Source organism: Loktanella sp. F6476L (assembly GCF_023015725.1).
Taxonomy (GTDB): domain Bacteria; phylum Pseudomonadota; class Alphaproteobacteria; order Rhodobacterales; family Rhodobacteraceae; genus Yoonia.
In genome coordinates, this window is record NZ_JALKAR010000001.1 from 758,479 (window position 1) to 785,448 (window position 26,970).

General features: G+C 55.3%; 19 protein-coding genes. 12 read left to right on the top strand and 7 right to left on the bottom strand.

What is annotated here, in order from left to right:
• The first annotated feature begins 111 nt into the window (after positions 1-111).
• The 4 genes from MWU61_RS03860 to MWU61_RS03875 all read left to right on the top strand — a co-directional run bounded on the left by MWU61_RS03860 (position 112) and on the right by MWU61_RS03875 (position 5,255).
• Positions 112-2,640: a PBP1A family penicillin-binding protein gene (locus tag MWU61_RS03860; RefSeq protein ID WP_247126925.1), complete on the top strand. Its 2,529-nt coding sequence runs from the start codon at positions 112-114 to the stop codon at positions 2,638-2,640.
• 69 nt (positions 2,641-2,709) lie between these two features.
• Positions 2,710-3,837: a peptide chain release factor 2 gene (prfB, locus tag MWU61_RS03865; RefSeq protein ID WP_247126926.1), complete on the top strand. Its 1,128-nt coding sequence runs from the start codon at positions 2,710-2,712 to the stop codon at positions 3,835-3,837.
• A 30-nt stretch (positions 3,838-3,867) separates the two neighbouring features.
• Positions 3,868-4,518: a hypothetical protein gene (locus tag MWU61_RS03870; RefSeq protein ID WP_247126927.1), complete on the top strand. Its 651-nt coding sequence runs from the start codon at positions 3,868-3,870 to the stop codon at positions 4,516-4,518.
• A gap of 113 nt (positions 4,519-4,631) precedes the next feature.
• Positions 4,632-5,255 carry a hypothetical protein gene (locus tag MWU61_RS03875; protein WP_247126928.1) on the top strand — a complete coding sequence of 208 codons (624 nt, stop codon included), beginning with the start codon at positions 4,632-4,634 and terminating at the stop codon, positions 5,253-5,255.
• Positions 5,256-5,338: 83 nt separating this feature from the next.
• Here the strand turns inward: MWU61_RS03875 and MWU61_RS03880 are convergent, their stop codons facing one another.
• From MWU61_RS03880 to bcp, 4 genes are all read right to left on the bottom strand, one after another.
• The gene (locus tag MWU61_RS03880) at positions 5,339-5,833 is read right to left on the bottom strand and encodes a polymer-forming cytoskeletal protein (RefSeq protein WP_247126929.1); all 495 of its coding nucleotides are present in this window, start codon (positions 5,831-5,833) and stop codon (positions 5,339-5,341) included.
• The gene (locus MWU61_RS03885; protein ID WP_247126930.1) at positions 5,823-7,133 is read right to left on the bottom strand and encodes a M23 family metallopeptidase; all 1,311 of its coding nucleotides are present in this window, start codon (positions 7,131-7,133) and stop codon (positions 5,823-5,825) included. The genes MWU61_RS03880 and MWU61_RS03885 overlap by 11 nt, the downstream gene beginning before the upstream one ends.
• A 166-nt stretch (positions 7,134-7,299) precedes the next feature.
• Entirely contained in the window at positions 7,300-8,118 is an 819-nt protein-coding gene (locus MWU61_RS03890; protein ID WP_247126931.1) for a ferritin-like domain-containing protein, read from the bottom strand.
• 74 nt (positions 8,119-8,192) lie between these two features.
• The gene (gene bcp / locus MWU61_RS03895; RefSeq protein WP_247126932.1) at positions 8,193-8,660 is read right to left on the bottom strand and encodes a thioredoxin-dependent thiol peroxidase; all 468 of its coding nucleotides are present in this window, start codon (positions 8,658-8,660) and stop codon (positions 8,193-8,195) included.
• Between the two features lie 125 nt (positions 8,661-8,785).
• On the opposite strand from bcp, the gene MWU61_RS03900 reads away from it, so the two are divergent.
• Positions 8,786-12,088 carry an AsmA-like C-terminal region-containing protein gene (locus MWU61_RS03900; RefSeq protein WP_247126933.1) on the top strand — a complete coding sequence of 1,101 codons (3,303 nt, stop codon included), beginning with the start codon at positions 8,786-8,788 and terminating at the stop codon, positions 12,086-12,088.
• The gene (gene queA, locus MWU61_RS03905) at positions 12,085-13,137 is read left to right on the top strand and encodes a tRNA preQ1(34) S-adenosylmethionine ribosyltransferase-isomerase QueA (RefSeq protein ID WP_247126934.1); all 1,053 of its coding nucleotides are present in this window, start codon (positions 12,085-12,087) and stop codon (positions 13,135-13,137) included. The genes MWU61_RS03900 and queA overlap by 4 nt, the downstream gene beginning before the upstream one ends.
• 23 nt (positions 13,138-13,160) lie before the next feature.
• Here queA and MWU61_RS03910 read toward each other — a convergent pair whose 3' ends face one another.
• Entirely contained in the window at positions 13,161-14,111 is a 951-nt protein-coding gene (locus MWU61_RS03910; RefSeq protein WP_247126935.1) for an SDR family oxidoreductase, read from the bottom strand.
• A 166-nt stretch (positions 14,112-14,277) separates the two neighbouring features.
• Here MWU61_RS03910 and MWU61_RS03915 point away from each other — a divergent pair, with 166 nt between their 5' ends.
• The 5 genes from MWU61_RS03915 (at position 14,278) to lpdA (ending at position 20,338) form a co-directional block, all read left to right on the top strand.
• Complete coding sequence (locus MWU61_RS03915; protein WP_247126936.1) at positions 14,278-15,171, top strand: AraC family transcriptional regulator; 894 nt, start codon at positions 14,278-14,280, stop codon at positions 15,169-15,171.
• A gap of 167 nt (positions 15,172-15,338) precedes the next feature.
• Positions 15,339-16,676 (top strand): MFS transporter, encoded by a 1,338-nt coding sequence (locus MWU61_RS03920; RefSeq protein WP_247126937.1) that lies wholly within the window; start codon positions 15,339-15,341, stop codon positions 16,674-16,676.
• Complete coding sequence (locus MWU61_RS03925) at positions 16,651-17,244, top strand: DUF924 family protein (protein ID WP_281501935.1); 594 nt, start codon at positions 16,651-16,653, stop codon at positions 17,242-17,244. Before MWU61_RS03920 ends, MWU61_RS03925 begins: the two co-directional genes overlap by 26 nt.
• Positions 17,245-17,327: 83 nt before the next feature.
• On the top strand, positions 17,328-18,851 hold the full coding sequence (locus MWU61_RS03930) for a diguanylate cyclase (RefSeq protein ID WP_247126938.1): 1,524 nt from the start codon (positions 17,328-17,330) through the stop codon (positions 18,849-18,851).
• Between the two features lie 92 nt (positions 18,852-18,943).
• A complete protein-coding gene (lpdA, locus tag MWU61_RS03935; RefSeq protein WP_247126939.1) occupies positions 18,944-20,338 on the top strand; it encodes a dihydrolipoyl dehydrogenase in 1,395 nt (464 codons plus the stop codon).
• A gap of 162 nt (positions 20,339-20,500) precedes the next feature.
• Here lpdA and MWU61_RS03940 read toward each other — a convergent pair whose 3' ends face one another.
• The gene (locus MWU61_RS03940; protein ID WP_247126940.1) at positions 20,501-21,148 is read right to left on the bottom strand and encodes a hypothetical protein; all 648 of its coding nucleotides are present in this window, start codon (positions 21,146-21,148) and stop codon (positions 20,501-20,503) included.
• Between the two features lie 249 nt (positions 21,149-21,397).
• On the bottom strand, positions 21,398-23,875 hold the full coding sequence (locus MWU61_RS03945) for a VWA domain-containing protein (protein ID WP_247126941.1): 2,478 nt from the start codon (positions 23,873-23,875) through the stop codon (positions 21,398-21,400).
• Between the two features lie 230 nt (positions 23,876-24,105).
• On the opposite strand from MWU61_RS03945, the gene uvrA reads away from it, so the two are divergent.
• Positions 24,106-26,970 (top strand): excinuclease ABC subunit UvrA, encoded by a 2,865-nt coding sequence (gene uvrA / locus MWU61_RS03950; RefSeq protein WP_247126942.1) that lies wholly within the window; start codon positions 24,106-24,108, stop codon positions 26,968-26,970.

The window sequence follows — 26,970 nt, forward strand, 5'->3', positions numbered from 1 at the left end:
ATCGGGGCGCAAAAATAGGCGAATTCCAGCAGGTTTCCCCGTAATCGGCTTTTGACCATCACCGCAACAGCGCGTATACCAGCGGCCAACAAATCCAAAAGGATTACGGGCTTGCTGCGGTTTATATTATCTTTCTTCGGGGGTATCTTCACGACCCTCACGTTTGGTCTTGCGATCTGTGCGCTGGGGCTGGGCGGCGTGTTCTATGCCTACGGGCGTGACCTGCCGTCTTATGACGTGCTTTCACAATACGCGCCTAAAACAATCAGCCGAATCTATTCTGGTGAAGGTAAGATCATTGATGAATTCGCGACCGAACGGCGCTTGTTCACGCCGATCGAAGAAATTCCTGACATCGTAAAGCAGGCGTTCATCTCTGCGGAAGATAAGAATTTCTACGAACACCCGGGCTACGATCCACGCGGTATGGCGTCCGCGTTCGTGGATGCAGTCCAATCACGCGGTGAAGACCTGCGTGGTGCGTCTACGATTACACAGCAGGTCGCCAAGAACTTCCTTCTGGACGGATCGCGGCGCGGTCTGGACGGGATTTCACGGAAGATCAAAGAAATCATTCTGGCACCTCGGCTGGAAGAAACGCTTGGTAAAGATGGCGTTTTGGAACTGTACCTGAACGAAATCGACCTTGGTGTCCGGTCCTTTGGTGTGACAGCGGCGGCGCAAAGTTATTTCAACAAATCGCTGTCCGAACTGAACCCGGCAGAGGCCGCATTCCTCGCCGTGCACCCAAAAGCGCCGTACAGCTACCACCCAGTGCGGAACCGCGAAGCCGCGCTTGATCGCCGCGCGTTTATTCTGCGCGAGATGCACGAAAACGGCTACATCACGGATGAAGAATGGGAAGTCGCGAAGGCTGACCCATTGTTAACCGTGCAGGGCGGGGATTTCCCGTCGCACTTCGATGAACGCCCGCCACGTGATTACTTTACAGATGAAATCCGTCGCCAACTGTCTGCTAACTTTGGTGAAGAAGAATTCTTCAACGGCGGTCTGTCGATCCGCGCGACCATCGACGAAGAACTGCAAAAGGTAGCCGCAGAATCGCTGCAGATTTCGCTTGAGGACTTTGATCGCGGTCTTGGAATCTGGCGCGGCACAGGTGAATCCATTCCGGCAGAGGCTTTGGTCGATGAAGCATCGTGGCGCGATGCATTGTCCGACGTCCGTGTCGCCCGCGATATCGAACTGGAAAACGAATGGTTTCCAGCCGTTGTGCTAGGGATCGAAGACCAGCAACTGCGCGTAGGTATTGAAGGCATCGTTGAAACCGCCGCCGAACCACAGGTCGTCCCCCGCGAAGACATCCAGTGGATGCGCGGTAATTTCTTCGACAATTTTGAAATCGGTGACGTGGTCCACGTGCGCCGCATGACCCAAGACAGCGACGGTGCATTTATCCGTTGGACGCTGCGCCAAGTGCCAGAAGTGCAGGGCGGGTTTATGGCGATGGACGTGAACACAGGCCGCGTGCTGGCGATGCAGGGCGGGTTTTCCTATCAGAACTCAGTCTTTAACCGCGCGACGCAGGCCCGTCGTCAGCCGGGGTCATCCTTCAAACCTTTTGTTTATGCAGCAGCCCTCGACTCCGGTTATTCGCCTGCGACGATCGTGGTCGATAGCCCGATCGAGATTAACACGCCGCAAGGTGTCTGGCGTCCGCAAAACTCTTCCAATCAGTTCTATGGCCCGACGCCTTTGCGCACGGGGATCGAACAATCTCGGAATCTGATGACCATTCGTCTCGCGCAAGAGGTCGGGATGGGGACAATTGCGGAATATGCCGAACGTTTCGGCGTTTACGACAATATGAACCGCGTTCTGGCGGCGTCATTGGGGTCGGATGAAACCACTGTGTTCAAGATGGTCGCGGCCTACGCGATGTTTGCGAATGGCGGCGAACGTGTGGAGCCAACATTGGTCGACCGTGTGCAAGACCGTTACGGTGCGACTGTGTATCGTCATGACCAGCGGAATTGCGTCAACTGCACGGGCTACGAACTCGGTGCAGGCGAAGCGCCACGTATCGTGTCCAACCGCGAACGCGTGATGAACGAAATCACGGCGTACCAGCTGACATCCATGATGCAGGGCGTTGTGGATCGCGGGACAGCCAAGCGGACGGTGAACCAGTCTGTGCCAATCGCTGGTAAAACAGGTACAACGAACGACACCAAAGACGTTTGGTTCGTGGGCTTCTCATCGAACATCGTGGCCGGGTGCTACATCGGATATGATACGCCACGCACAATGCGCGGCGCGTCCGGTGGCGGGACATGTGGTCCAGTCTTTAACCGCTTCATGACCAAAGCGGTTGAACGTTTCGGCGGCGGCGCGTTCCGTGCGCCTGAAGATTGCCAATTTATCCGGATCGACCGCTTTTCTGGTGCGCGTTTGCCGGATGGTGCGACAGGCGACAACGTGATCGCGGAATGTTTCCGTCCGGGCGAAGAACCTGTCTTCGGGATCACATTTGACGGTGGTTTTGGCGTATCAGCCAACCTGCCGCTGTTTGAAGAAGTGCCGCGCGCGGCTCGTCAGGTCACCACGTCCACTGGTGGCACTGCGACTGTGGGGCCAAAGGCGTCCTTTGGGTCACTCTCCTCTGGCGGTTTGTACTAGCACGATTGCCCGTCGCGATGCGGCGGGCTATCACCTTTTGAAATCACATTATATTTGCGGAAACGATCCATGCGCGCTGAGACACAAAACACGATTGCGGCCATTGAAAAGTCATTGGCTTTGCTCGCACAGCGGCTCGATTACGAAACAGCGCCGCATCGCTTGGAAGAATTCAACGCGCGCGTTGAGGATCCGAACCTGTGGGATGATGCGACAGCGGCCCAAAAGCTGATGCGCGATCGTCAGAATCTTGTGGACGGGATCGACAACTACGAAAAGCTTAAACAGGAATTGACCGACACGGTCGACCTGATCGAACTCGGCGAAATGGAAGACGACGCGGAAGTGGTGGCGGAAGCCGAAACATCGCTAGGCGAACTGGCTGAACTTGCGGCCAAGAAAGAACTCGAAGCCTTGCTTGACGGCGAAGCGGACGGCAACGACACGTTCCTCGAAATCAACTCTGGCGCAGGCGGTACCGAATCCTGTGACTGGGCGTCGATGCTGGCGCGGATGTATGTCCGTTGGGCCGAACGCAAAGGGTACAAAGTCGAATTGCAGTCGACGACACCGGGGGAAGAAGCGGGGATCAAATCCGCGTCCTACAAGATCAGCGGTCAGAACGCTTATGGTTGGTTGAAGTCGGAAAGCGGCGTGCACCGGCTCGTGCGCATTTCACCGTTTGATAGTGCCGCCAAGCGGCACACGTCTTTTACATCTGTGAAGGTGTATCCGGTTGTTGACGACAACATCGAAATCGAAGTGAACCCGGCAGATATTCGTCTAGATACCTACCGGTCCTCCGGTGCTGGTGGTCAGCACGTCAACACCACCGATTCCGCAGTCCGGATTACCCACCACCCAACAGGGATTGTGGTCACGTCATCTGAAAAATCCCAACACCAAAACCGCGACATCGCGATGAAGGCACTCAAGTCGCGATTGTACCAGATCGAACTTGATAAACGTTCTGCGTTAGTTAATGAAGTTCACGAGAATGCTGGTGATGCGGGATGGGGCAACCAAATCCGATCTTATGTTCTGCAGCCATATCAAATGGTTAAAGATCTCCGGACACGGTTTGAAACATCCGATACTCAAGGTGTTCTTGATGGTGACCTTGATGGCCTGATGGCCGCAACGCTCGCCATGGACGTATCAGGAATGAGCCGCGCCGATGCGACGGCTGAGGATTGATGTAACTGAGTTAACGAGGAAGACGGATATATGAAATCTACATCGCTTTTTGCAATCGCTGCAGCATCAACTTTGGCCGCATGTGGCGGATCGGGGGGCGGTGGTGCCGTTACGCCCGTTCCGGTTCCAGTGCCCGCTGTCGAATTTGAAGCTGGCGTCGTCACAACCAATGCAGACGGGTCGTTTACGATCGTCCAAGGCGGCGAAACGATCAATTTGCCTGCGTCGCGTTTCACGTCGAATGGCCAACTTGCATGGCAAACGGGCTTTAACGGCGGCGTAGACAACGCGAACAGCTTTATCACCGACGACGTGACTGCCATTGGCGGCGTGTCTGGCGGGGCAGGCGGCACTGCGTTCTCTGGTATTACTGGAACTCTTGGTGACGCCCCAGCAGGTGACGCTACATTTGACGGTCGGTTTGCCGTGAGCGAAACGTCGGGCGCAGGACGCACCGGTCCGATTAGCTTGGTCTATGACTTGTCCGGCAACACGCTGGAAAGCGCCGCTGGCGCAGCACTTGTTGTTGACGGCGATGTTGCATCAAACGGTCAAGTTACCGGTTCGGTGACATTCGGTAGCGAAACTGCTGAATTCGAAGGCGGCTTCTACGGCGATGATGCTGTTGCTGGCGCATTCAATAACGACGCCATCGGTGGTGTCTTTTACGGCACAAACTAAACGCGATCCATTGGCGCAGCACACTCATGCGTTGCGCCAATGAGCCAAATCTTGATGCTGACGTGTAAACGATGCCCTCGCAAAGAGGGATGATCCAAGCGTGAGGCAGCAAGATGATCCGGTTCCCTATCCCACTTCTATTGACCACTTTGGCATTAAGCGCCTGTGGCGACGGGTCAAACCCGTTCAACTTCACGACTGACTTACCGGACGATGTGGCAACCTACGTCGATCCGGGCGCGGTAAACCAAGACGCTGACGGTGCCGTTTCAATTGAGCAAACCACCGGGACAATCGACATCCCCGAATTGACGTTGACGGATACTGAAATCTCAGCGTTTTCTGACGATGAAACCAGCGGGAACGCAGTGCAAAGCGCGGATATGCTTGCGATTGGTGGGATCAGCAATGGCGTGGGGTTTGCAGGTATCACCGGTACAACCGCAACAACGGCCCCCGAGAGTAACGCGACATTTACCGGCAATTACGCCGTGACAAACGCAAGCGGCACCTCAACTGGCCCGCTTGAAGTGATTTACACCTTCGGCAACAATACATTGATCAGCGTTGACGGCGACGTCAGTGTCGCAGCGATTGCCAATGGAACCACACTGACGGGCAGCGTGACATACGCTGGCGAAAGCGGTGCGTTGTCCGGCGGATTTTATCCGGAAGGCCAGCTTGCAGCGGCATTCAATGGCGAAGCGATGGGTGGTGTGATCTTCGCTGCGCAGTAACGGCTCGTGACATAAGCACTCAAGCAACAAAAAAGGCGCCACCAGAAATGGGGCGCCTTTGTCGTGTGAGCTGCGTAAACGGCTTACTTGTTTTCTGGCATCTTTGCTTTTGGCGCTGTGCCTGCAGTGGACAATGGATCGTCCTGACGCTGCACAGAACCTTCAAAGTGGGCACCAGACTCTATAGCGATTGTCTTGTGGATGATGTCACCCTCAACACGTGCTGTCGCTGTCAGCCGGACCTTCAGGCCACGCACACGGCCAACAACGCGGCCGTTAACCACAACGTCATCAGCAACAACTTCGCCTTTCACAGTTGCGCCTTCGCCAACTGTCAGCAGGTGGGCGCGGATGTCGCCGTCTACTTGACCTTCGATATTGATATCGCCGGTTGTTTTGATGTTGCCAGTGATCAAAAGGTCAGCGGACAGCGTGGACGCTGGCGGCTTCGCTTTTGGTGCGGCAGCTTTGTAATCAGCAGAGCCAGTGGATGCAGCAGGCTTTGCTGTAGCAGTGTCTGTAGCGGGCTTGTCGCCGGCGGCAGGTGCAGGTTCGTTGATTTTGCTTTTAGAAAACATCTTGTCCAGCTCTTATGTAAATCATCGGGTTAACAGGTGATCCGCCAACGCGAACCTCGTAATGCAAGTGCGGTCCGGTAGACCGTCCGGAGTTCCCCATATCACCAATCCGCTCGCCGCGCGAGACCCTTTGTCCAACTGACACGCGCATACGGTTCAGGTGGGCATAACGGGTCTCAATACCGAACTCGTGTTGGATCTTGATCAGGCGGCCATAACCGGACGACCAACCCGCAGATGTGACAACGCCGTCAGCGGTTGCATAAATAGGCGTACCAACAGGACCTGCGAAATCAGTACCAGCATGCAGGCGTCCCCAACGCTGACCAAAACCAGATGTCAGGCGGTAATTTGACTTCACAGGAATATCGAATGGGGCGCGTTCGGCTGCGATACGGTACAGGTTGATCCGGTCGAGTTTGCCAAGAATGCCGTTCGCGCGTTCTGCATCTGGATCAGGTGCACCGCCACGGGTTGAGAATGACAGCGGCATCAGTGGGCCACCTTGGCCAGAATATCCGCGGCGGACTTGGGCAAGCAGGTTGTCGGGGTTCATGCCAGCGGCACGGAACATGTCATCCAGCGGTTCAACAGAGACAAGCATGGCTTCTTCCAACTGACGGAAGATTTCGTCGTTCTTGTCCTGCAGCAGGCGCAGTTCCAGTTCAATTTCTGAAGCGCGATCAATCGCGAATTTGGCATCCTCGGCGATCAGGTCGCGTTCGGCAGATGTTTCGGCCAGCGCAGAGGCCAGCAATTCAACCGTGCCGTTTGCTTCTTCGCTGATGGCGTCAACAGCGGCAGGGTCAGTGCCGTCCGCGGCAATTGTGGCCAGTTGGTCGCGTGCATCTTCACGTTCGCGCATCGTGCTGCGCAGCGTGGCTTGAACAACCTCAAGACCGGTTTCCAATTCGCGGCGTTTATCTTCGGTGGCCAGCAATTCGGATTGCATGATCGAAATCTGCTCAAGCGCTGAACTAAACCGTTCCTGCGCCGCCATTGCTTCGTCAGCACGGGCGTCGCGTTCGGCAGACAAAGCGTTCAAGCGGTGTTCGTAGACCATTTGGTCACGCTGGGCCTGCGCCCGAAAGTTACCAGATCCGATGCTGTCCATCAGCAAAATCGCAGTGGCGATGATCGTCCACGCGACAACCACGATGCTGCCAGCCCAAGCGACAAGCTGTGTTTCTGGCATCAAACGAATGAAGCGTGTTTCAGAATCCGAGCGCAAGAAAAGGCGCTTCTCCGGAAAGTATTGCTCAAGCCAATGGTGAATGCGGTTAGTCAGCCGTGATCGCACGTGATGCCCTCTTGTCCCAATTCCCTACACGGCAAGCTCCCACACCCGTTGGTCCGCGTGCGATTGTGTTAGGGAATAGGTCGGCGTCCCGCAACAACTTTGGCAGTTAAGCAGGCGAAAACACGTCATTTTCGACGTTTTTGCGCGGGTTTCTGCCGATCTACGGTTAAGTCGGTCGTCCGTCCTTGGTTAACGGCCAGTAGAAATCCGGTGGAATACCCGCTTCGGCGCGTTTTTCTTCGTTGAACGGAGGGCGCAGGTCACTGTGGAAATACTTGCGGACGAGGGCGTGAAAGAAGGGCGTTGGATCTTCTTCTTGACGCCCACATAGATAGTGGAACCACTTCGATCCGTATGCCACGTGATGGACTTCCTCGGCATAGATTGTCTCAAGTGCGGCCACAGCATCGTGGGCTTTTGCCTGCTTGAAAATCTTGATCATGCCGGGGGTCACGTCTAACCCACGCGCCTCCAGCACCATTGGCACGACGGCCAAGCGCCCGTAAAGATCGCCCTTTGTATCCTCAGCAGCACGCCACATGCCCGCATGGGCAGGCAAGGCGCCGTAGTGCGATCCCTCCGCTTCAAGACAGTCGCACATCAGATTGAAATGTTTGGATTCTTCGTCTGCGGCTTGGACCCAATCGTCGTAGAACCCTATTGGCATCTTCACGTCCGTAAAGCGCGCAATGATGTCCCAATGCAGGTCAACGGCGTTCAGCTCAATATGGGCCACGGCATGCAACAACGCGATGCGGCCCTCGGGTGTGCCGGGCTTGCGGTGTGGCACATCGCGTGGGTTCAGCAGTTCTGGCGCGGCGGGACGTGCAGGTATATCCGGCGGGTTGGCATGACCAATCTCGGGTACTTCGCCCGCCGCACGTGCATCGCGCCATGCTTGCGCAAACTCGCGTGATATCGCGGTTTTTTCGCGTCCGTCAGCCGTCGTTAAGACGGTCACGGCCATCTGTGCCAGTGGCAGCATTGCGTTGTCCTTCAATTCTTTTGGCACCAAACATCCCCGACGGAGGCCTAAATTTTCGTAGAAAATTCGGATCCTTACAGCGCGCGGACTGATTCAAGCACGGCGTCCACGTGACCCGGCACTTTCACCTTACGCCAGATCTGCGCAATCTTTCCGTCTCCGTCAATCAGGTAGGTCGCGCGTTCGATCCCCATGTATTTTTTGCCGTACATGTTTTTCTCGACCCACACACCGTAGTCTTCACAGACGGTGCCGTCTTCGTCAGACAGCAAAGGAATGCCCAGCTCATATTTGGCGCGGAATTTTTCGTGTTTAGAGACGCTGTCTTTCGAGACACCCCAAACAACGGCACCGGCTTCTGCGAATGCGGCGGCCTGTTCGGTAAACCCAATCGCTTCTTTTGTGCATCCGGGTGTGTCGTCTTTGGGGTAAAAGTAGACCACGACCTTCATGCCCTTGGTCTCGGACAAATCAACCATGCCACCGCCGTCGCGTGGTAGATTGATTGCGGGGGCCGGATCGCCAACAGTCAGATTTGTCATGGTTTACCCTTCGGTCTGTGCATTTAAGGTTTTGTTTTAGGGCAAGGCGCGCAAAGATAAAGCCCGGGACACAAAATGCGGCGCTTTTTCTTGGGTTCTTTCCAAGATCGCCGTAATGGGCAGCGATGAACGACGAACCACAGCTAGACGCGGTCGAAGAACCGGCGACGCGGGCAAAGCCGCCGCGCAGCGCGTGGCGTCATTGGACGCGACATAGCGTCAAGCTCTCCGCCGTCTTGTTACTGACGCCGCTTGTGATTGCGATGATCGTGGCCGTTGCCATACTAGATCGCGATATTACCGCACCTTCATGGATCAAATCGCGCGTAGAGGCGACAGCAGGTGACTTTCTAAGCGGTGGCGCGCTGAGTTTCGGCGAAGTGACCGTCAATCTGGGCCGCGACCTGCATCCGCGTGTCACATTGCGCGATACCACATTGACCGATGCGGCAGGCACCACAGTGGCGCGCATTCCGGTCGTGCGTGGTTTGATGTCACCACGCGGTCTTGTGCTGCAAGGCGAAGCGTTGATGCAGGACGTTCAGTTAAGTGGTGCGCAGATTAATTTACGCCGCAACGCAGACGGGACCGTCGCACTCGCATTTCAGACGGGCGGGCAGGACGTGGGGCAGGCGGGCAGCTTTGCCGAATTGCTGGATCAGGTGGATCAAGCGTTCGAACAGCCTGCTCTTGCCGCGCTTGAAACGATCCGCGCGGATGGATTGATCGTCAATTACCAAGATGCGCGCGCGGGCAAGGCGTGGACTGTGGATGGCGGCCAGATCAATCTGGACCTGCGCGACGACCAAACCGACTTACGCGGCGCGTTTTCGGTATTGTCTGGCGGGGCAGGTGTCACCGATCTAGCACTGACATATAATAGCCCACGCGGCAGCCGCGCGGCAGATTTTGGCGTGAACGTCACAGATGCCTTCGCGTCCGATATCGCGGCGCAATCAGCGGCGCTAAGCTGGATGGCCGATATCAACGCCCCTATTTCGCTGACGCTGCGAACTGTTATGGATGAAGAAGGCGCACTTGGCCCACTGAATGCCACGTTGGCCTTGGGGCGGGGTGCGTTGCAGCCCAATGCGGCAACTGAACCGATCCGATTTGACGCCGCCAAGGCGTATCTCAATTTCGATCCAGCCACACAGACGATCAGCTTTGATCAGATTGAGGTGAGCAGTGATTGGGGCAATCTACGCGCAAATGGTCAGGCGTTTCTGAAAGACATCGAAGATGGTCTTCCGCAATCGCTTGTTGGGCAATTCAGCTTTGCCGATACATTGTTAAACCCGCCGGGTCTGTATGAAAACGGCCTGACACTCCCCAACACGCAAGTCGATATGCGCTTGAATCTCAGTCCCTTTGCGATTGATCTTGGTCAGGTCTTTGTGCAAACCGAAACCGTCAACATCCTCAGTAAAGGCAGGTTTGCGGCGACAGATGCAGGGTGGGACGTGGCCGTAGACGCGGGCATTGATCAGTTCGATCAAGCTGCGTTGTTGCAGCTTTGGCCCGCGCAATCACTCGGGAAAGTGCGCGGTTGGCTTGAACGTCAAGTTCCCTTGGCAGACTATTCCGATTTGCATTTCGCCTTTCGGAAACGTCCAGGGGCCGCCGCGCAAGTTGCAGGAAACTACGCATTTGAAAACGCGGAAATCTGGTTCCTGAATTCGATGCCACCCATTGTTGGTGCCGCTGGCCTGGGCACATTTACAGCCGACACGTTCACGACAACCTTGGACGCTGGCCATGTGGCAGCCCCAGTTGGCGGTAGGTTAGATGCGACAGGATCGGTCCTGCATATGCCTGATCTGAAACAAGATCCGCGCCCTGCGGAACATGACATTCGCCTCAGCGGATCAATGACAGCAGTGATGTCGATGATGGACCTGCCGCCGCTCGGCTTTACGACACGTGCGAAACTGCCCGTTGATGTCGCCGACGGGAGTGTGAACGCGCGGATCAATCTGCGTCATCCAATGCGGCGCGGGAATACGCCTGCTGATTTTGATGTTGAAGTGACGGCTGAACTGCGCGGCATCAATTCAAACCGGCTGATCCCCAATCGTCGTCTATCGGCTGATCGCCTTTCACTGTTCGCGGATCAAACGAGGCTTGAAATTTCGGGTGCCGCGACTGTTGACGGAATCGGGATGAATGGATCTTGGGTCCAGCGCTTCGATGGAACGGGCAGTAGGCTGCAAGCTGGGCTGACTTTGTCGGAAAACGCAATGCGCGCTTTCAATGTGTCGCTCCCACCGGGATCGGTGGCTGGCACTGCGCCTGCGCGGATCGACCTGCGCATACCATCGGGGCAGGCACCACAATATACAATATCCTCAGATTTGCGCGGCATGCGCGTGGCGATCCCTGCGGTGGGGTGGGCAAAAGCGCGGCAAACACCCGGAGATTTGCGCGTGGCTGGTCGCTTGGGGGATGCGCCACAGGTCGATGAAATCGCAATCTCAGGAGGCGGGTTAAGCGCTCGCGGTGACGTCACATTCAAGGGCGACGGGTCCTTGGACCGTGCCCGTTTTTCACAGGTACAGGTCGGAAATTGGCTCAACGCACCGATCACGCTGCGAGGACGCGGTGAAGGCCGTCCCGTTGGTGTCGAAATCAGAGGCGGCGCTATCGATCTGCGCCGCGCCAATTTTGGCCCAAGTTCGGGCAGTGCGACAGGGCCGATTTCAATCGCGCTCGACAGGTTGCAGGTGACGCAAGGGATTGCCCTGAACCGATTTGCCGGTGAGTTCACCAGCTCCGGTGGCTTTGCAGGCCAGTTCACAGCAAAGATCAACGATGCAGCCAACATTCAAGGAACGGTTGCCCCGCGCAACGGGCGGTCTGCGGTGCGCTTGCTCAGTGACGATGCGGGCGGTGTGGCGCGTGCAACGGGTCTTTTGCGGGGGGCACGGGGCGGCACGCTTGACCTGACGCTGCTGCCGACGGGCGGGGACGGGACGTTTGATGGGGCCTTGGCGATCCGTAGCCTGCGCATCCAAGATGCCCCCGCGATAGCCGCGCTTCTGGATGCCATCAGCGTAGTTGGCCTGTTGCAGCAATTGGACGGGCAGGGCATCGCCTTTGACGAAGTCGATGCGCGGTTCCGCCTGACCCCACAGCAAGTCATCCTGACACAATCAAGCGCGGTGGGTCCGGGGCTTGGCATTTCGCTGGATGGGATTTACACGCTCGCCAGCAAACAAATGGACTTTCAGGGCGTGATTTCACCGCTCTACATCATCAACGCGATTGGGTCGATTTTCACACGCCGTGGAGAAGGTCTCATCGGGTTCAACTTTAACATCGGCGGCACAGCAGACGCGCCCAGAGTCAGCGTCAATCCACTGTCCGCACTGACACCCGGCATGTTCCGCGAAATCTTTCGCCGTGCCCCGCCACAGGTTCCCCAATGAAGCTTTCCGATTTCGACTTTTCGCTGCCTGACGACCGGATCGCGGTGCGCCCTGCAAAGCCGCGCACATCCGCCAAACTGTTGTTGGCGCAAGGGGATCAGATCACAGACAAACACGTGTTCGATCTGCCAAGCATTCTGCGCCTCGGCGACCGTCTGATCCTGAACGACACAAAGGTTATTCCCGCACGCCTATCCGGCCTGCGTTGGCGCGATACGGCGCAGGGGCGGATGTCGGCGAAGATCGAAGTCACGCTACTGGACCCGCAACCGAATGGCGCATGGGCCGCCTTGATCAAACCGTTGAAAAAGGTGAAAGACGGCGAAGAAATCATCTTTTCCGACGATCTGTCAGCGACGATGATCAGCCGCGCGGACGGGCAGGGGCTTTTGCAATTCAACCTCACTGGCGATGACTTTGATGCGGCATTGAACGCCGTCGGGGCGATGCCTCTACCACCCTATATCGCGGCAAAACGGCCAGCGGATGAAGCGGACAAAACCGATTATCAAACGGCATGGGCTGAAAACACTGGCGCGGTTGCAGCCCCTACTGCGTCGCTGCATTTCGATGATGAACTGCTGAAAACGCTGGCCGATATGGGCGTCGATTTTACCAAGGTGACACTACACGTCGGCGCAGGCACCTTTTTGCCCGTGAAAGTCGACGATATTGCCGACCACAAAATGCACGCCGAACGGGGAGACGTTACAGCGCAAGCGGCGGCGGAAGTGAACGCAACCAAAGCCGCAGGCGGGCGCATTATTCCCGTCGGCACCACAGCGCTGCGCCTGATCGAAAGTGCAGCGAAGGACGGCCAGTTGCACGCATGGTCGGGGGCCACAGATATCTTCATCACACCAGGGTTTCAGTTCCAACTGACTGACGGGTTGATGACAAACTTCCACCTGCCGAAATCAACATTGATGATGCTGGTTTCGGCATTGATGGGTGTGGATCAGATCAAAGCGATCTACAGCCACGCACTCAATCACGACTACCGTTTCTTCTCCTACGGGGATTCATCGGTATTGCTGCCCAAGGGGTGATGCGCGACGCAGTGGAACCTACTTTAGTCCAATGACCAATCAAATCCGGTCGCTTGTTCTGAAACGGTCCAAAGCTTGCTCATCACTGCTTTGTCGTAGGCATGCGGTTCCAACGTGCCCTTGCCAACGGGTCCAACCCATTCCATGCGGCCGGTCGGTCCATATAGAGCGCGGTGCTCAAGCCCATCTTGGGTCGCGCACATGACTTCGGGATAGGCCCCTTTTTCGGCAGATTGCACCAAAAGGGACATCGCCATCAGCCGGAAAATCGCCCGCATGACAAGGCTTCCGCTGGTCGAGATCAGCGACGTTGCGGATGACCCGGGGTGGCAGACGAAAACGTCCACTGCTTTATGCGCGGCCTTGATCCGGTCCTGCAATTCGTAGGCAAACATCATCTGCGCAAGCTTGCTTTGGCTGTAGACGGGGTTCGGGCTATAGTTTTTGTCCCAGTTCATGTCATCGAACTGGATAGTTTTGATCCCCATGTTGTAACCAAGGCTGGCGACAACCACGATACGGCCTTGCGATTGTTCAATCCGGTCAAACAGCAGGCCGCAAAGCACAAAATGCCCATAGTGGTTTGTCCCCAATTGGCTTTCGAACCCGTCCACGGTCAGCTTTTGGGTCGGAACCTGTGCAATCGCCGCGTTACAGATCAACGCGTCAATCTGCGGGGCGATATCGAGCAGTTCTGCAGCTGCGCTACGGACGCTTGCCTGCACTGCCAAATCCATTTGAACAAAACCGACATCGGCATTTGCCCCGAATTCCTGTTTCAGATCATCGATTGCCTTCATGGACTTTTCAGCGCTGCGGTTCAGCATCACAACCTTCGCGCCCTTAGATAAAAAAATCCGTGCGGCTTGAAATCCGGTTCCAGCGTTCGCACCGGTGATGACATAGGTCTTGCCAGTCAGTGACCCAAGCTTTTCCGGTGTCCAGCCCTGCGGGCCAAATTGCGTATCAGTCATATCAAGTTCCTCGTGCTGTCGCGAAGCAGCTTCGCGTTTGGTGTTCCTTTGCTGTGATTGTAGATAAATGTCGGCGTCGTACGTAAATAGTCTGTATCATCTCGAATACTTGCCTAATCGTCTCAAGTCATTGCGTATGCGCGCGACGCCTTGCTAGGGTGGCGCCATGAAACAAGACCAGATCAAAGATATCATCAACCGTCAGATGACGACGGATGGATTGGTTCAAAGCGGTATTGCCGGGGTAAAACTGTTCCGCGTGTCGGACCCTGTGCCATGCGTTCCTGCGGTATACGAACCCAGCATCGTGATCATTGCATCCGGCGCGAAAGAAGCGGTGCTGGACGGCCATCGCTACGTCTATGATCGTCTACAATACATGGTTTGCCCCATGTCGATGCCAGTCGAAGCAGGGACGCCTCAGGCATCGCCTGATGATCCTTTGGTGGGCGTCTATATATCGCTTGATCCACGCATCATGGGGGAACTTGCACGCGAAATGGAAGATGCAGGTGGCGGTTTGCCACCTTCGCGACAAGTCTTGGTGTCACAAGGGATCAGGCTTGCGCAGTGGGATGACGCATTCGCAGATGCTTTGATGCGGCTACTCGCGCTGGTGGGAAACGAAACGGATCAGGCGGTGCTGGGTCAGTCGCGGCTGCGCGAATTGCTTTATGCGGTTCTGAAAGGCGAAGCAGGGTATTTCGCGCGACAGGCGTTCGGCGTTGGCAACGCAATTGCGCGTTCTATTTCGCACGTTTCTACACACCTCGACGAACCCATTTCAATTGACGATTTGGCTGCGCGTGCGGGGATGAGCCGTGCCGTTTTCCACCGCAAATTTAAGAACGCGACGACGATGTCTCCGATCCAGTTTGTAAAATCGATGCGCTTAAATAATGCAGCGATGAAGATTGCGGGTGGCATGACGGTGAATGAAGCAGCCCTTGATGTCGGCTATGTCAGTCCATCGCAATTTAGCCGCGAATTCAAACGCTTGTATGGGCAATCACCGCGGCAATGGGGTGATGCACAACACCCCGCGTTGACCCTAAACTAGGCGAAATTACGAGCGCGCTAAACTGAAACTCTATATGCAACCTCTGCATGAAAAGGGGAACTTTATGCTGCGTTAGCAAAATGTCGCTAATGGTGTCGTTTTCAGACTAGACCCACCGGAGTCTCGCGCGTAGGCGCGGCGGTAAGCCGACCCGTAAGGAGATCAACATGGTACAGGTGTTTTTTGCGTCTTGGGCATTGTTCCTAGGCATGTTTATGTTGATGATCGGCAACGGCCTGCAAGGGACGCTGTTGGGTCTGCGCGGGGAAGTTGAAGGTTTTTCAACGCTCGAAATTTCGATCGTCATGTCGGCCTATTTCTTGGGCTTTCTCGGCGGGTCGCGGTTCACCCCTAAGATGATCGGCAAGGTCGGGCATGTCCGTGTCTTTGCGGCGTTGGCATCCACGATTTCAGCTGTTCTGATCGCATATCCCGTCTTGACGGAACCTTGGGCATGGATATTGGGCCGGACCGTGATCGGTTTCTGTTTTTGCGGCGTGTATATCACCGCCGAAAGCTGGCTGAACGATTCATCCGATAACGAAAACCGTGGCCAAGCGCTGTCGATTTACATGATCGTTCAAATGGCGGGGATCGTTTCGGCGCAATACCTTGTGACCTTGGGCGATATCAGCGGCTACGTCCTGTTTATCGTGGCCTCAATGCTAGTTTCATTGGCTTTTGCACCAATTTTACTGAGCGCGGGACGTATCCCCGAATTCGGCACAGCCAAGCCAATGAGCATCAAGCAATTGATCAAGACATCGCCATTGGGCAGCGTCGGGATGTTCCTGTTGGGCGGGGTGTTTGCGGCCCAATTCGGTATGTCGGCTGTCTACGGTCAACGCGTGGGGCTGACGGTTGGACAAATCTCGGTCTTCATCTCGGCGATCTATATTTCCGCGCTCGTTTTCCAATATCCCATCGGTTGGCTATCGGACCGGATTGATCGGCGCATCCTGATTGTGGGCCTTGGCGCATTCGGGGCAGGTGGCTGTCTTGTGGCGTATGGCGCGGGTGCGATCGTGGAAGACAGCTTTGTCGCCATTGTGATCGGCGGCGTGATCATGGGGGGGACATCCAATCCGCTTTATGCACTACTAATCGCCTACACCAATGACTACCTCGAAAAAGAAGACATGGCTGGTGCGTCTGGCGGATTGTTGTTCGTCAATGGGGTGGGTGCTGTGTCGGGTCCGTTGATTTTGGGGTGGATGATGGATCAAGTTGGACCCGGTGGATACTGGATGTTCCTTTTGGTGCTCATGGCGGGCATCGCTATTTACGCCTTGTTCCGGATGACGCAACGCGAACGCGATATCGAATACGACAACGTACCATACGCGCCGATTTCTGCGGCAGGTACTGCTGTGATCGCCGAGGTCGCACAAGAGGTCTACATCGAGGCGGAAGAAGAAGTCATTGCCGAAGCGGAAGCAGAAGCAGATGATGAAGCAAACGCTGATCAGGAGGCTTCAGATGACACAGATCGCGACACCAACTGATGTCCGGACCTATTGGCTTGAAACGTTAAAGCCAAAGGATTGGTATATCGCCAATGATGCCGTTGACGCGGACATTACCCAGCAATTTCAAGAAACGTGGCGTGTGGCGCGTGATGGCGGTTGTCAGAACTGGCTAGACACGCAGGATGACCTGCTCAGCTACCTGATCCTCTGCGACCAATTTCCTCGCAATATGTTTCGTGGCAGCGGGGACGCTTTCGCGACGGATGCGGCCAGTCGGGATGCAACGCGTCTGGCGCTATCGCGGGACTGGGATATGAAAATCACCGAACCCGCGCGGCAATTCATTTACATGCCACTGATGCATTCCGAAGATCTTAGCGATCATGACCTCGCGATTGAATTGTTTGCGACGCGGATGCCTGAAACCGGTGCAAACAACCACGATCACTGCATAGCCCATCGCAATATCATCGCGGAATTCGGGCGGTTCCCATATCGTAACGCGGCCTTAGGGCGCGAAACCACCTCGGCTGAACAGGCATTTCTTGACGCAGGCGGCTATGGTTATGCACTGCGCAAAGTTCAGGGCGCGGCGACAGAATAATTCTAATTTGAACCAATGCAGAAACATTAAGAAGATATTTTCTTCCCTCGGTGATGGTGTTCTAAACGAGCAGGGAAGTACGAATGAAACAGGATCCGATTGCGAAAAAAGATTCGCATGTGAAAGTCGACCAAAAGAAAACCAAAGCGCAAGCATCAGAACCAAGCACGGCCCGCTTGATCATGGATGCGCTTGAACAATGCGTCATATATTGGTCAGCGACGGGTATCTGCGAACTTCACAACCGACGTACTTTCGAGGTTCTCGAACTTGAACCCAAACACATCGGTGAAGGCACACCGCTCGAAGAATTTCTGACGATGGGGCGGGATCGTGGGGAGTTTTCGACAGCAAAGCTCCGCGAACTTCTGGACATGTTTCAGCTCACGCGGCCTTTCCAGTATGACTGTCAGATGCCATCGGGACGGGTCGTTGCGGCCAAAGTGCGCCCCATGCGCGGTGGCGGGCATGTCGTAACGCTAAGCGATGTGACCGAAGCGCGGCGCGCAGTTGCCGCGTTGAACGTCGCAAAAGCGGAAGCGGAAAAGGCTGAACGCAAAGCATCTGAGGTTTTAGAAGATGAACGTGCGCGGCAGCGCGAAGCGTCGTTGCTGGCCCAGATGGATGAATGGTTGCAGTCATGCAAGTCACTGAAAGAATTGTTCGATATCGTCACAACGTTCATGTGCAAGGTCCTGCCCGGCACACGCGGCCAGTTGTTTATCTATTCCAATTCACGTGATGTTTTAGAAGTCGCCTGCGCTTGGAATTGCGGATCGGATCAGGACAATGTCGCGCCGGACAGCTGCTGGGCCTTACGGCGTGGCCGGTCGTATACCTACGACCCCGAAGAGCTTTGCTTTGTGTGTGATCATGTGAAGGACGCACATAGTAAGGAAAAAAAGGCGGGTATCTATCTATGTGTGCCGATTGTGGCGCATGGGGACACCGTCGGACTGCTGCACCTCGAATTCGTTGATGAAAGCCGTAACCCCGGCGTCATTGACGCACCTGCATTTATCACCCGATGTGGCGAACATATTTCCATGGCGATTGCTAATGTGAAATTGCGCGACGAATTACAAGATCAGTCGACACGTGACTCGCTCACCGGTCTTTATAACAGGCGCTATTTCATGAACGCGCTCAGCCGCGAGCTGGCACAAACTGCATCACGCCAAGGAAATTTCGCCCTGTTGTCGGTCGATGCGGATAAGTTCAAAAATTTTAACGACGAACATGGCCATGATGCAGGCGACGTCGTGCTGGAGGCGATTGCTGAAAAGATGCTCGCACTGGATGCGGACGGGGCAGTCGTTTGTCGTGTCGGCGGGGAAGAATTTTCGATCCTTTTGCCAGCAACGGACCGGACCCGCGCCAGCGAAATTGCCGAAGAACTGCGTGCATCCATCGCGGAAATGCGTGTCAAATACGTCGGTGGGCCACTACCAAAAGTGACGATTTCTGCCGGTATCGCGATTTATCCGACACATGGCACGCAGGCGAAAGAACTGATAAAGGCCGCAGATACAGCACTTTACGCCGCGAAGAAAGATGGCAGAGACAAGTGGAAAATCGCCGAAGGTGACGGCATGATCGAGTTTTGACGCAATGCGATAGCTGCTATGACGTCAGGTCACTAGAGGTCCCCGAGAAATTAGTTTAACGTCAAACTAATTTCATTCTCGAGGAGATTCCAATGGCCGCACAGACGTTTGACTTGATTGTAATTGGTGCAGGACCGGGCGGTTATGTAGCCGCGATCCGGGGCGCACAGCTTGGCATGAAAGTCGCCATCGTTGAGCGTGAAAACCTCGGAGGCATCTGCCTCAACTGGGGCTGTATCCCGACGAAGGCCATGTTGCGGTCCTCGGAAGTCTTCCATCTGATGCACCGCGCTAAGGAATTTGGCCTGAAAGCAACCGGCGTCGATTACGATCTGGATGCGGTGGTCAAACGGTCGCGCACGGTGGCGGGGCAGTTGTCCGGCGGCGTTGCGCACCTGATGAAGAAGAACAAGGTGACTGTCTTTATGGGCGAAGCGACCTTGCCTGCGAAAGGCAAGGTGTCTGTCAAAACCGATAAAGGTACTGAAGATCTCACCGCAAAGAACATCGTGTTGGCGACCGGCGCGCGCGCTCGCGAATTGCCCGGCCTTGAAGCGGATGGTGATCTGGTCTGGACATACCGCCACGCGTTAACGCCGCCACGCATGCCGAAAAAGCTACTCGTGATCGGGTCTGGTGCGATCGGGATTGAATTCGCCAGCTTCTATAACACGCTTGGCACCGATACGACCGTGGTCGAAGTGATGGACCGCGTACTGCCCGTCGAAGACGCTGACATCTCGGCCTTCGCGAAAAAGCAATTCGTCAAACAAGGCATGAAAATCATGGAGAAATCCATGGTCAAACAGCTTGATCGAGATAAAGGCAAGGTCACCGCGCATATCGAAGTCAACGGAAAAGTCGAAAAGATCGAATTCGACACTGTCATCTCTGCGGTTGGGATCGTCGGTAACGTGGAAAACCTTGGTCTTGAAGAACTGGGCGTCAAGATTGACCGTACCCATGTCGTGACCGATGAATTCTGCCGGACCGGCGTTGAAGGGCTTTATGCCATCGGCGATATCGCTGGCGCGCCATGGTTGGCGCACAAGGCATCCCACGAAGGTGTCATGGTCGCCGATCTGATCGCTGGCAAGCACGCACATCCGGTCAAGCCAGAATCCATTGCGGGCTGCACCTATTGCCATCCGCAGGTCGCATCTGTCGGGTACACCGAAGCCAAAGCGAAAGAGCTGGGCTTTGATGTCAAAGTCGGGCGTTTCCCATTCATTGGCAACGGCAAAGCGATCGCTTTGGGCGAACCAGAAGGCATGATCAAAACGGTGTTCGACGCGAAAACTGGCGAACTCTTGGGCGCGCACATGGTTGGCGCTGAAGTGACGGAACTGATCCAAGGCTATGTCGTTGGACGCCAGTTGGAAACAACTGAGGAAGACCTGATGAACACCGTCTTCCCGCACCCGACGCTGTCAGAAATGATGCATGAAAGCGTTCTCGACGCCTACGACCGCGTGATCCACATGTAGGCTTCCCGGCTTTACACCGTCTAAATGAAAGGCCCCGCAAACACGCGTTTGCAGGGCCTTTTTGTTACGATATCTGTGCGGTCGGTCAAATCCCTCGATGCTGGTCCACTCAAAGGGCAGGCGTTTTGCTGCCGCTTTTCAGATGGTTGGCACCCATAGGACTTAATCTTGTTCTAGTGTGACGAGCCCAAAGATCTCATCAGAACCACCATCGGGGTCCCCAATGTTACCTGACACTTCGGCCACAGCGATTTCGCCATTCGTGCCGCCGAAGGCGCCATCAATCAGGGCGTTGAAACTGTATGTTTCGTCTTCAAGCGACACATCTCCGAACAGTGTGCCGTCAAATGTCACGCCGTCACTTCCATCGCGGATCGTCGTGTCCACCGGCACGCTCCCGATCACCGTCAGCGTGTCCCCATCTTCAGAAACGCCCGCGATATTGCTGTAGGTGCCGTCAAACGTCAGCGCGTCAAAGTCGGCGATCAAGTCCAAATCGCCCGCTAGGTAAGTCTCTTGGTCTTCGACCTGAAAGCCCAATGTGCCGGTGTAATCTGCGCTGCCAGTCGGCAATGTTAAGGTTACGTCGTAGTCTTCGTTGAATTCTTCAAATTCATTCACCAGATCCGATACAAGAGACGGAAGGTCAGCAAGGTCTTCGTCTTTTGGCAACTCAATATCGTCAAGCACACCGGAAGAAATCTGGAATTCGTTTGCAATGTCTTCGATCGCTTCGTCGACAGTCGTACCCCCACAGGCTGCAAGTGCGAAAAGGGCTGCGCCTGCTGATATTGTAGAGAATTTATTCATAATGCTTCATCCTTAATGGTCATTTCGGCACAAATAGCCGATGAGAACGCGACGACCGCCGTAATCCGACATAATAATGGGTCGGTGAGCGTACGAGTTGAAATTACACTCGAAAAGCTGCTCGAATCGCATCTTTAGCTTACAAAAAATTTGGGACCTGTCATCTTTGATGTGAAAAAAGTAAGAGGCGACACAGTGTTAGTGCGCGCCTCTTCTTTTCGTAATTCCAAAGATGGCTGTATCGACCGTCTATTCGATACGGAGTGGAATTGACGCGATTACCTTTCGATCTTGGCCGATGAAGTACTTGATCAAGTAGTCGCCCGGTGCGTCCGGTGTTGCGATTGCCACGGGGTTTCCGCTATTGGTGTAGGCATAGGTTTCCCATTGTCCGCCGCCAGTCGCATCGATCTTTCCGATCCCGATGTAGTCGTCAGCATAATCAGGACCATCCCAACCTACGATGATTTCGGACGCTGCCGCTGCAGTGCCTTCGGCAATCAATTGGGCTTTTACATCCGTGACCGTGATCGGCGTTGATGCCAGCATCGTCCGGTCCTGCTGCGCAAAATAGCGAATGACGTAGTCACCAGCCTCTGCTGGCACCACAACCATCGCGGGGTTGCCGTCGCGGGTGTAGGCATAGTTTTCCCACTGGCCAGCGCCCGTCGCGTCGGCTTTACCGATTCCGATATAATCGTCCTCATAATCAGGGCCTTGCCATTGCACCGATATCGTCGATCCCATTGGTGCATCTGACGGGGCGGTCACATCAGCTTCGATCTTAGTCAGGGTGATATTTGTGCTGGCGAGAATTGTGCGATCTTGGCTCAAAAAGTAGCTGATCACATAATCACCGGGTTCCGCAGGGGCCAATAACGTGCCGCTGCTGTCCGCACGCACATAGGTGTAGTTTTCCCATTGGCTTGCACCCGTGGCACCGACTTTGCCAATCCCGATGTAGTCGTCATCGTAGCCCGGTCCGCTCCATGAAACCGAAAGGGTGGATCCCGCGATTGCCTCGACTGGTGCGGTGACGGATGCGCCTGCTGCTGTGACGGTGATGGGGGTGGATACAAGCGGCACCCGATCTTGGTTTACGAAATAGGTGATCACATAGTCACCCGGTTCCGACGGAATAGTCACGGTCGCGGGATCGCCATCGCGGGTGTAGGCGTAGTTTTCCCAAGCACTTGCACCCGTCGCGCCGACTTTGCCGATACCAATATAATCATCGTCGTAGTCGGGTCCGGTCCACATAACCTGAATGTCCGATCCGGCGATTGCCTCGGCTGGGGCTGATACGCTGGCGACAACATCCGTGACCGTGATGGGCGTTGTGGCCACAACGGTGCGGTCTTGGTTGATAAAGTAGCTGATTTCGTAGTCGCCGGGTGTCGGCGGAACACGCAAAGTCGCAGGTTCGCCGTCACGGGTGTAGGCGTAGTTTTCCCAGGCACTTGCGCCATCCGCGCCGACCTTTCCAATTCCGATGTAGTCGTTATCGTAATCGGGACCGACCCATCCCACAGGGATATCTGATCCTGCGATTGCCTCTGTCGGGGCGGTCACTGTGACCTCAATCGGTGTCAGTGTGATCGGCATGATGCCCAAGACGTCGCGCGTGCCGTCTTGGAAATACGCGATTTGGTAATCGCCAGCAGCTGGCGGCATCAGCAGCGACACCGGATTGCCGTCGCGGGTGTAGGCATAGTTCTGCCATGCGTCAGCACCGTCTGCACCGACCTTACCGATGCCAATGTAATCGTCTTCGCCGTCGGGGCCGTCCCAGCCAACCATGATCGTCGCCCCCAATGGAGCCGTTTCAGGACCCGTCAATTGCGCTTTTTCTACAGGGACCGGAAACACCACGGTGGTCGTCTGGGCGTCGGACACCAGATCAACGATCTTCACAACTTCGGTTTCTCTCTGAACCCAATAGGCGGACACTTGGTACTTTCCTCCGATAAGATCAGTGACATAAGGATTGCCCGGTTCGCTTTCAAACGCGCCATCAACGCTCCACAAAATCTGATCTTCGATCAGGGGACCATTTTCGTCCGCCAGACGCGCTTCCATCGTCAGTAGCGTTACGATCGGTTCCGGTTCTTGCACAACTGCGGTCAAAGCCGCACCAAGTTCCAATGCATTTTCAGCCGTCAGAAAATCACCACCGGTCTCTGCCGCGATGCATTGCATTTGGGCCAACGCGTCAGGGTCTGACCCCACATCAAAACCGACCACGTGGGCCGTGAAATCAATACCTGCTTCTTCCAGCAGGCGCGCGGCGGCGCATGGATCGGGGTTACAGGTCTCCACGCCGTCAGACACAAGGATCACAGTTGCGCTGTCTTCGGTGTAGCGCAGCGCCTCAGCTGCTGCGATGATCGCGTCGGTCATGGGAGTTTTACCCAGCGGTTTGATCCCGCGCACGGCATCCACAATCGCAGGACCGGTGCCAGCGGCAGGGGCAACGACCGTTTCAATGTCAGTGCAATCACCACGGGCGCGGTGGCCATAGACGGTCAGACCAAGGCCCTGATCCGACGGGATCGTGCCAATTAATTCGGCAACAACGTCTTGGGCAATAGTGATTTTAGCGGTGCCGTCAATCTGGCCCCACATCGACCCAGAGCCGTCCATTACAAGAATGGTATTCGGGTTGTCTTGGGCCGTTGCGGTGCCTGTCAGCAGCAAACCACAGGCGAGAGGTGCGAAAATGCGCATCGTTTGTCTCCTAAAAATGGTTAAGCCTATCCAATCACAGCGAAGCGAGTCGTTTCCAGTGTTGAATCGCCTCGGTCGGGAAACCCTGACCCTGTTAAGTTTTCAGAAGGGTGCGTTATTTTCTTCCTAATGTTCCGCAAATGTTCTAAATGTGGGCTGGCGAAAACGATCAACGTGACTATGTAGTAGAGCTGCGGACCTTAGGGTGCCATAATTGGGGGCGTGCCGAGATGGCTGAGCTAAAGAATATTGAAGTACGCGGCGCACGCGAACACAATCTCAAAAGCATCGACGTGGACATTCCACGCGATCAGCTGGTGGTGATCACGGGGCTTTCCGGCTCTGGCAAATCATCTCTGGCCTTCGATACGATCTATGCCGAAGGGCAGCGTCGTTACGTTGAATCGCTGTCGGCCTACGCCCGCCAATTCCTTGATATGATGGAAAAACCGGACGTTGATCACATCTCTGGCCTGTCGCCTGCGATTTCGATTGAACAGAAAACGACCTCCAAAAATCCGCGTTCGACCGTCGGGACAATTACGGAAATTTACGACTACCTGCGCCTGTTGTACGCACGGGCAGGGACGCCGTATTCCCCTGCGACCGGTCTGCCGATTGAAGCCCAGCAGGTGCAGGATATGGTCGACCGCGTCATGGCGCTGCCGGAAGGGACGCGTGGCTATCTGTTGGCACCGATCATTCGGGACCGCAAAGGCGAATACCGCAAAGAATTTCTAGAATTACGCAAGCAGGGTTTCCAGCGGGTTAAGGTCGACGGCGCATTTTACGAACTCGACGAACCACCAACCCTCGATAAGAAATTCCGCCATGACATCGACGTGGTCGTTGACCGGATCGTTGTGCGCGAAGGTTTGGAAACACGGCTGGCGGATTCGTTCCGCACTGCTTTGGACTTGGCCGACGGCATTACTGTACTGGAAACAGCACCATCCGAAGGCGACGCGGAGCGGTTCACATTCTCTGAAAACTTCGCCTGTCCTGTGTCTGGTTTTACGATCCCCGAAATTGAACCGCGGCTGTTTTCATTCAACGCGCCTTTTGGTGCATGCCCATCCTGTGACGGACTGGGTGTCGAATTGTTCTTCGACGAAGGACTGGTGGTCCCAGACGTCACTTTGAAGATTGCAGACGGCGCCTTGGCCCCATGGCGTAAAGGCAAAAGCCCTTACTTCCTACAAACCATCGAAGCCTTAGCAAAGCATTACGGTTTCAACAAAAACGCGCGTTGGAAAGACTTGGATCCGAAGGTCCAAGAGGTATTCCTGCGCGGATCAGGCAAAGAGGAAATCCAGTTCCGCTACGACGAAGGCGGTCGGGTTTATAGCGTCAAGCGCGTGTTTGAAGGGGTAATCCCGAACATGCAGCGCCGTTATCGCGAAACAGACAGCAACTGGATTCGTGAAGAATTCGAACAATATCAAAGCAATAGACCCTGCGGTTCATGCGGCGGATACCGTCTGCGCGAAGAAGCTTTGGCCGTGCGCATCGGCGACGAACACGTTGGTAAAGTCGTGCAATTGTCGATCAAAGAAGCTTACGATTGGTGCCAATCGGTGCCAGAAAAGCTGACGGCACAAAAGAACGAAATCGCAAAGGCGATCCTGAAAGAAATCCGCGAACGGCTTGGGTTCTTGAACAACGTCGGCCTTGATTACCTGTCGCTGTCGCGCAATTCCGGCACGTTGTCGGGCGGGGAAAGCCAACGGATCAGGCTTGCATCGCAAATCGGATCGGGTCTGACAGGCGTGCTTTACGTGCTTGATGAACCGTCGATTGGTCTGCACCAGCGCGACAATGACCGCTTGTTGACAACGCTGAAAAACCTGCGTGATCAAGGCAATACCGTGATCGTCGTCGAACACGATGAAGAAGCGATCCGCGAAGCCGATTACGTTTTTGACATCGGCCCTGGGGCGGGTGTGCATGGCGGTCAGGTTGTGTCCGAAGGCGTGCCAGCGGCCATCATGGCGGACCCGAAATCTATTACGGGTCAATACCTTACAGGTGCGCGCGAAATCGCCGTGCCGAAGAAACGCCGCAAGGGCAACGGCAAGAAGCTGACCGTCGTGAAGGCGACTGGTAACAACCTGCAAAACGTCACGGCAGACTTCCCCTTGGGGCAATTCGTCTGCGTGACTGGCGTGTCCGGCGGTGGGAAATCGACGCTGACGATTGAGACGCTGTTTAAGAACGCCGCGCAAAAACTGAACGGTGCGCGCAAAGCGCCGGCACCTTGCGAGACAATCAAAGGGTTCGAACACCTGGATAAGGTGATCGACATCGACCAACGGCCAATCGGGCGGACGCCACGGTCCAACCCTGCAACTTACACGGGTGCTTTCACGCCGATCCGCGACTGGTTCGCTGGCCTACCTGAATCGAAAGCACGGGGCTACAAACCGGGCCGTTTTTCCTTCAATGTCAAAGGCGGGCGCTGCGAAGCTTGCCAAGGTGATGGTGTCATTAAGATCGAAATGCACTTCCTGCCCGACGTCTATGTGGAATGCGAAACCTGCAAAGGGGCCCGCTACAACCGCGAAACGCTGGAGATCAAATTCAAGGGCAAAAGCATCGCTGATGTGCTTGATATGACAGTAGAAGATGCGCAAACCTTCTTCACGGCCGTCCCATCCATTCGCGAAAAAATGGATGCGTTGATGCGGGTTGGTCTTGGCTACATCAAAGTCGGCCAACAGGCGACAACGCTATCTGGTGGTGAGGCGCAGCGCGTTAAGTTGTCAAAAGAACTGGCGCGGCGATCAACGGGCCGCACGCTCTATATCCTAGACGAACCGACAACGGGTTTGCACTTCGAAGACGTCCGCAAACTACTCGAGGTGCTGCACGAACTTGTTGATCAAGGTAACTCTGTGGTTGTGATTGAACATAACCTTGACGTCGTGAAAACGGCTGATCACATCATCGACATCGGGCCAGAAGGCGGTGACGGCGGCGGTCGGATTGTGGCAAAAGGAACGCCAGAGAAGGTCGCGAAAGCCGAAGAAAGCCATACGGGTCGCTACCTCAAGGACATGTTGGCGCCGAAACCGAAAACGGTGGCCGCCGAATAG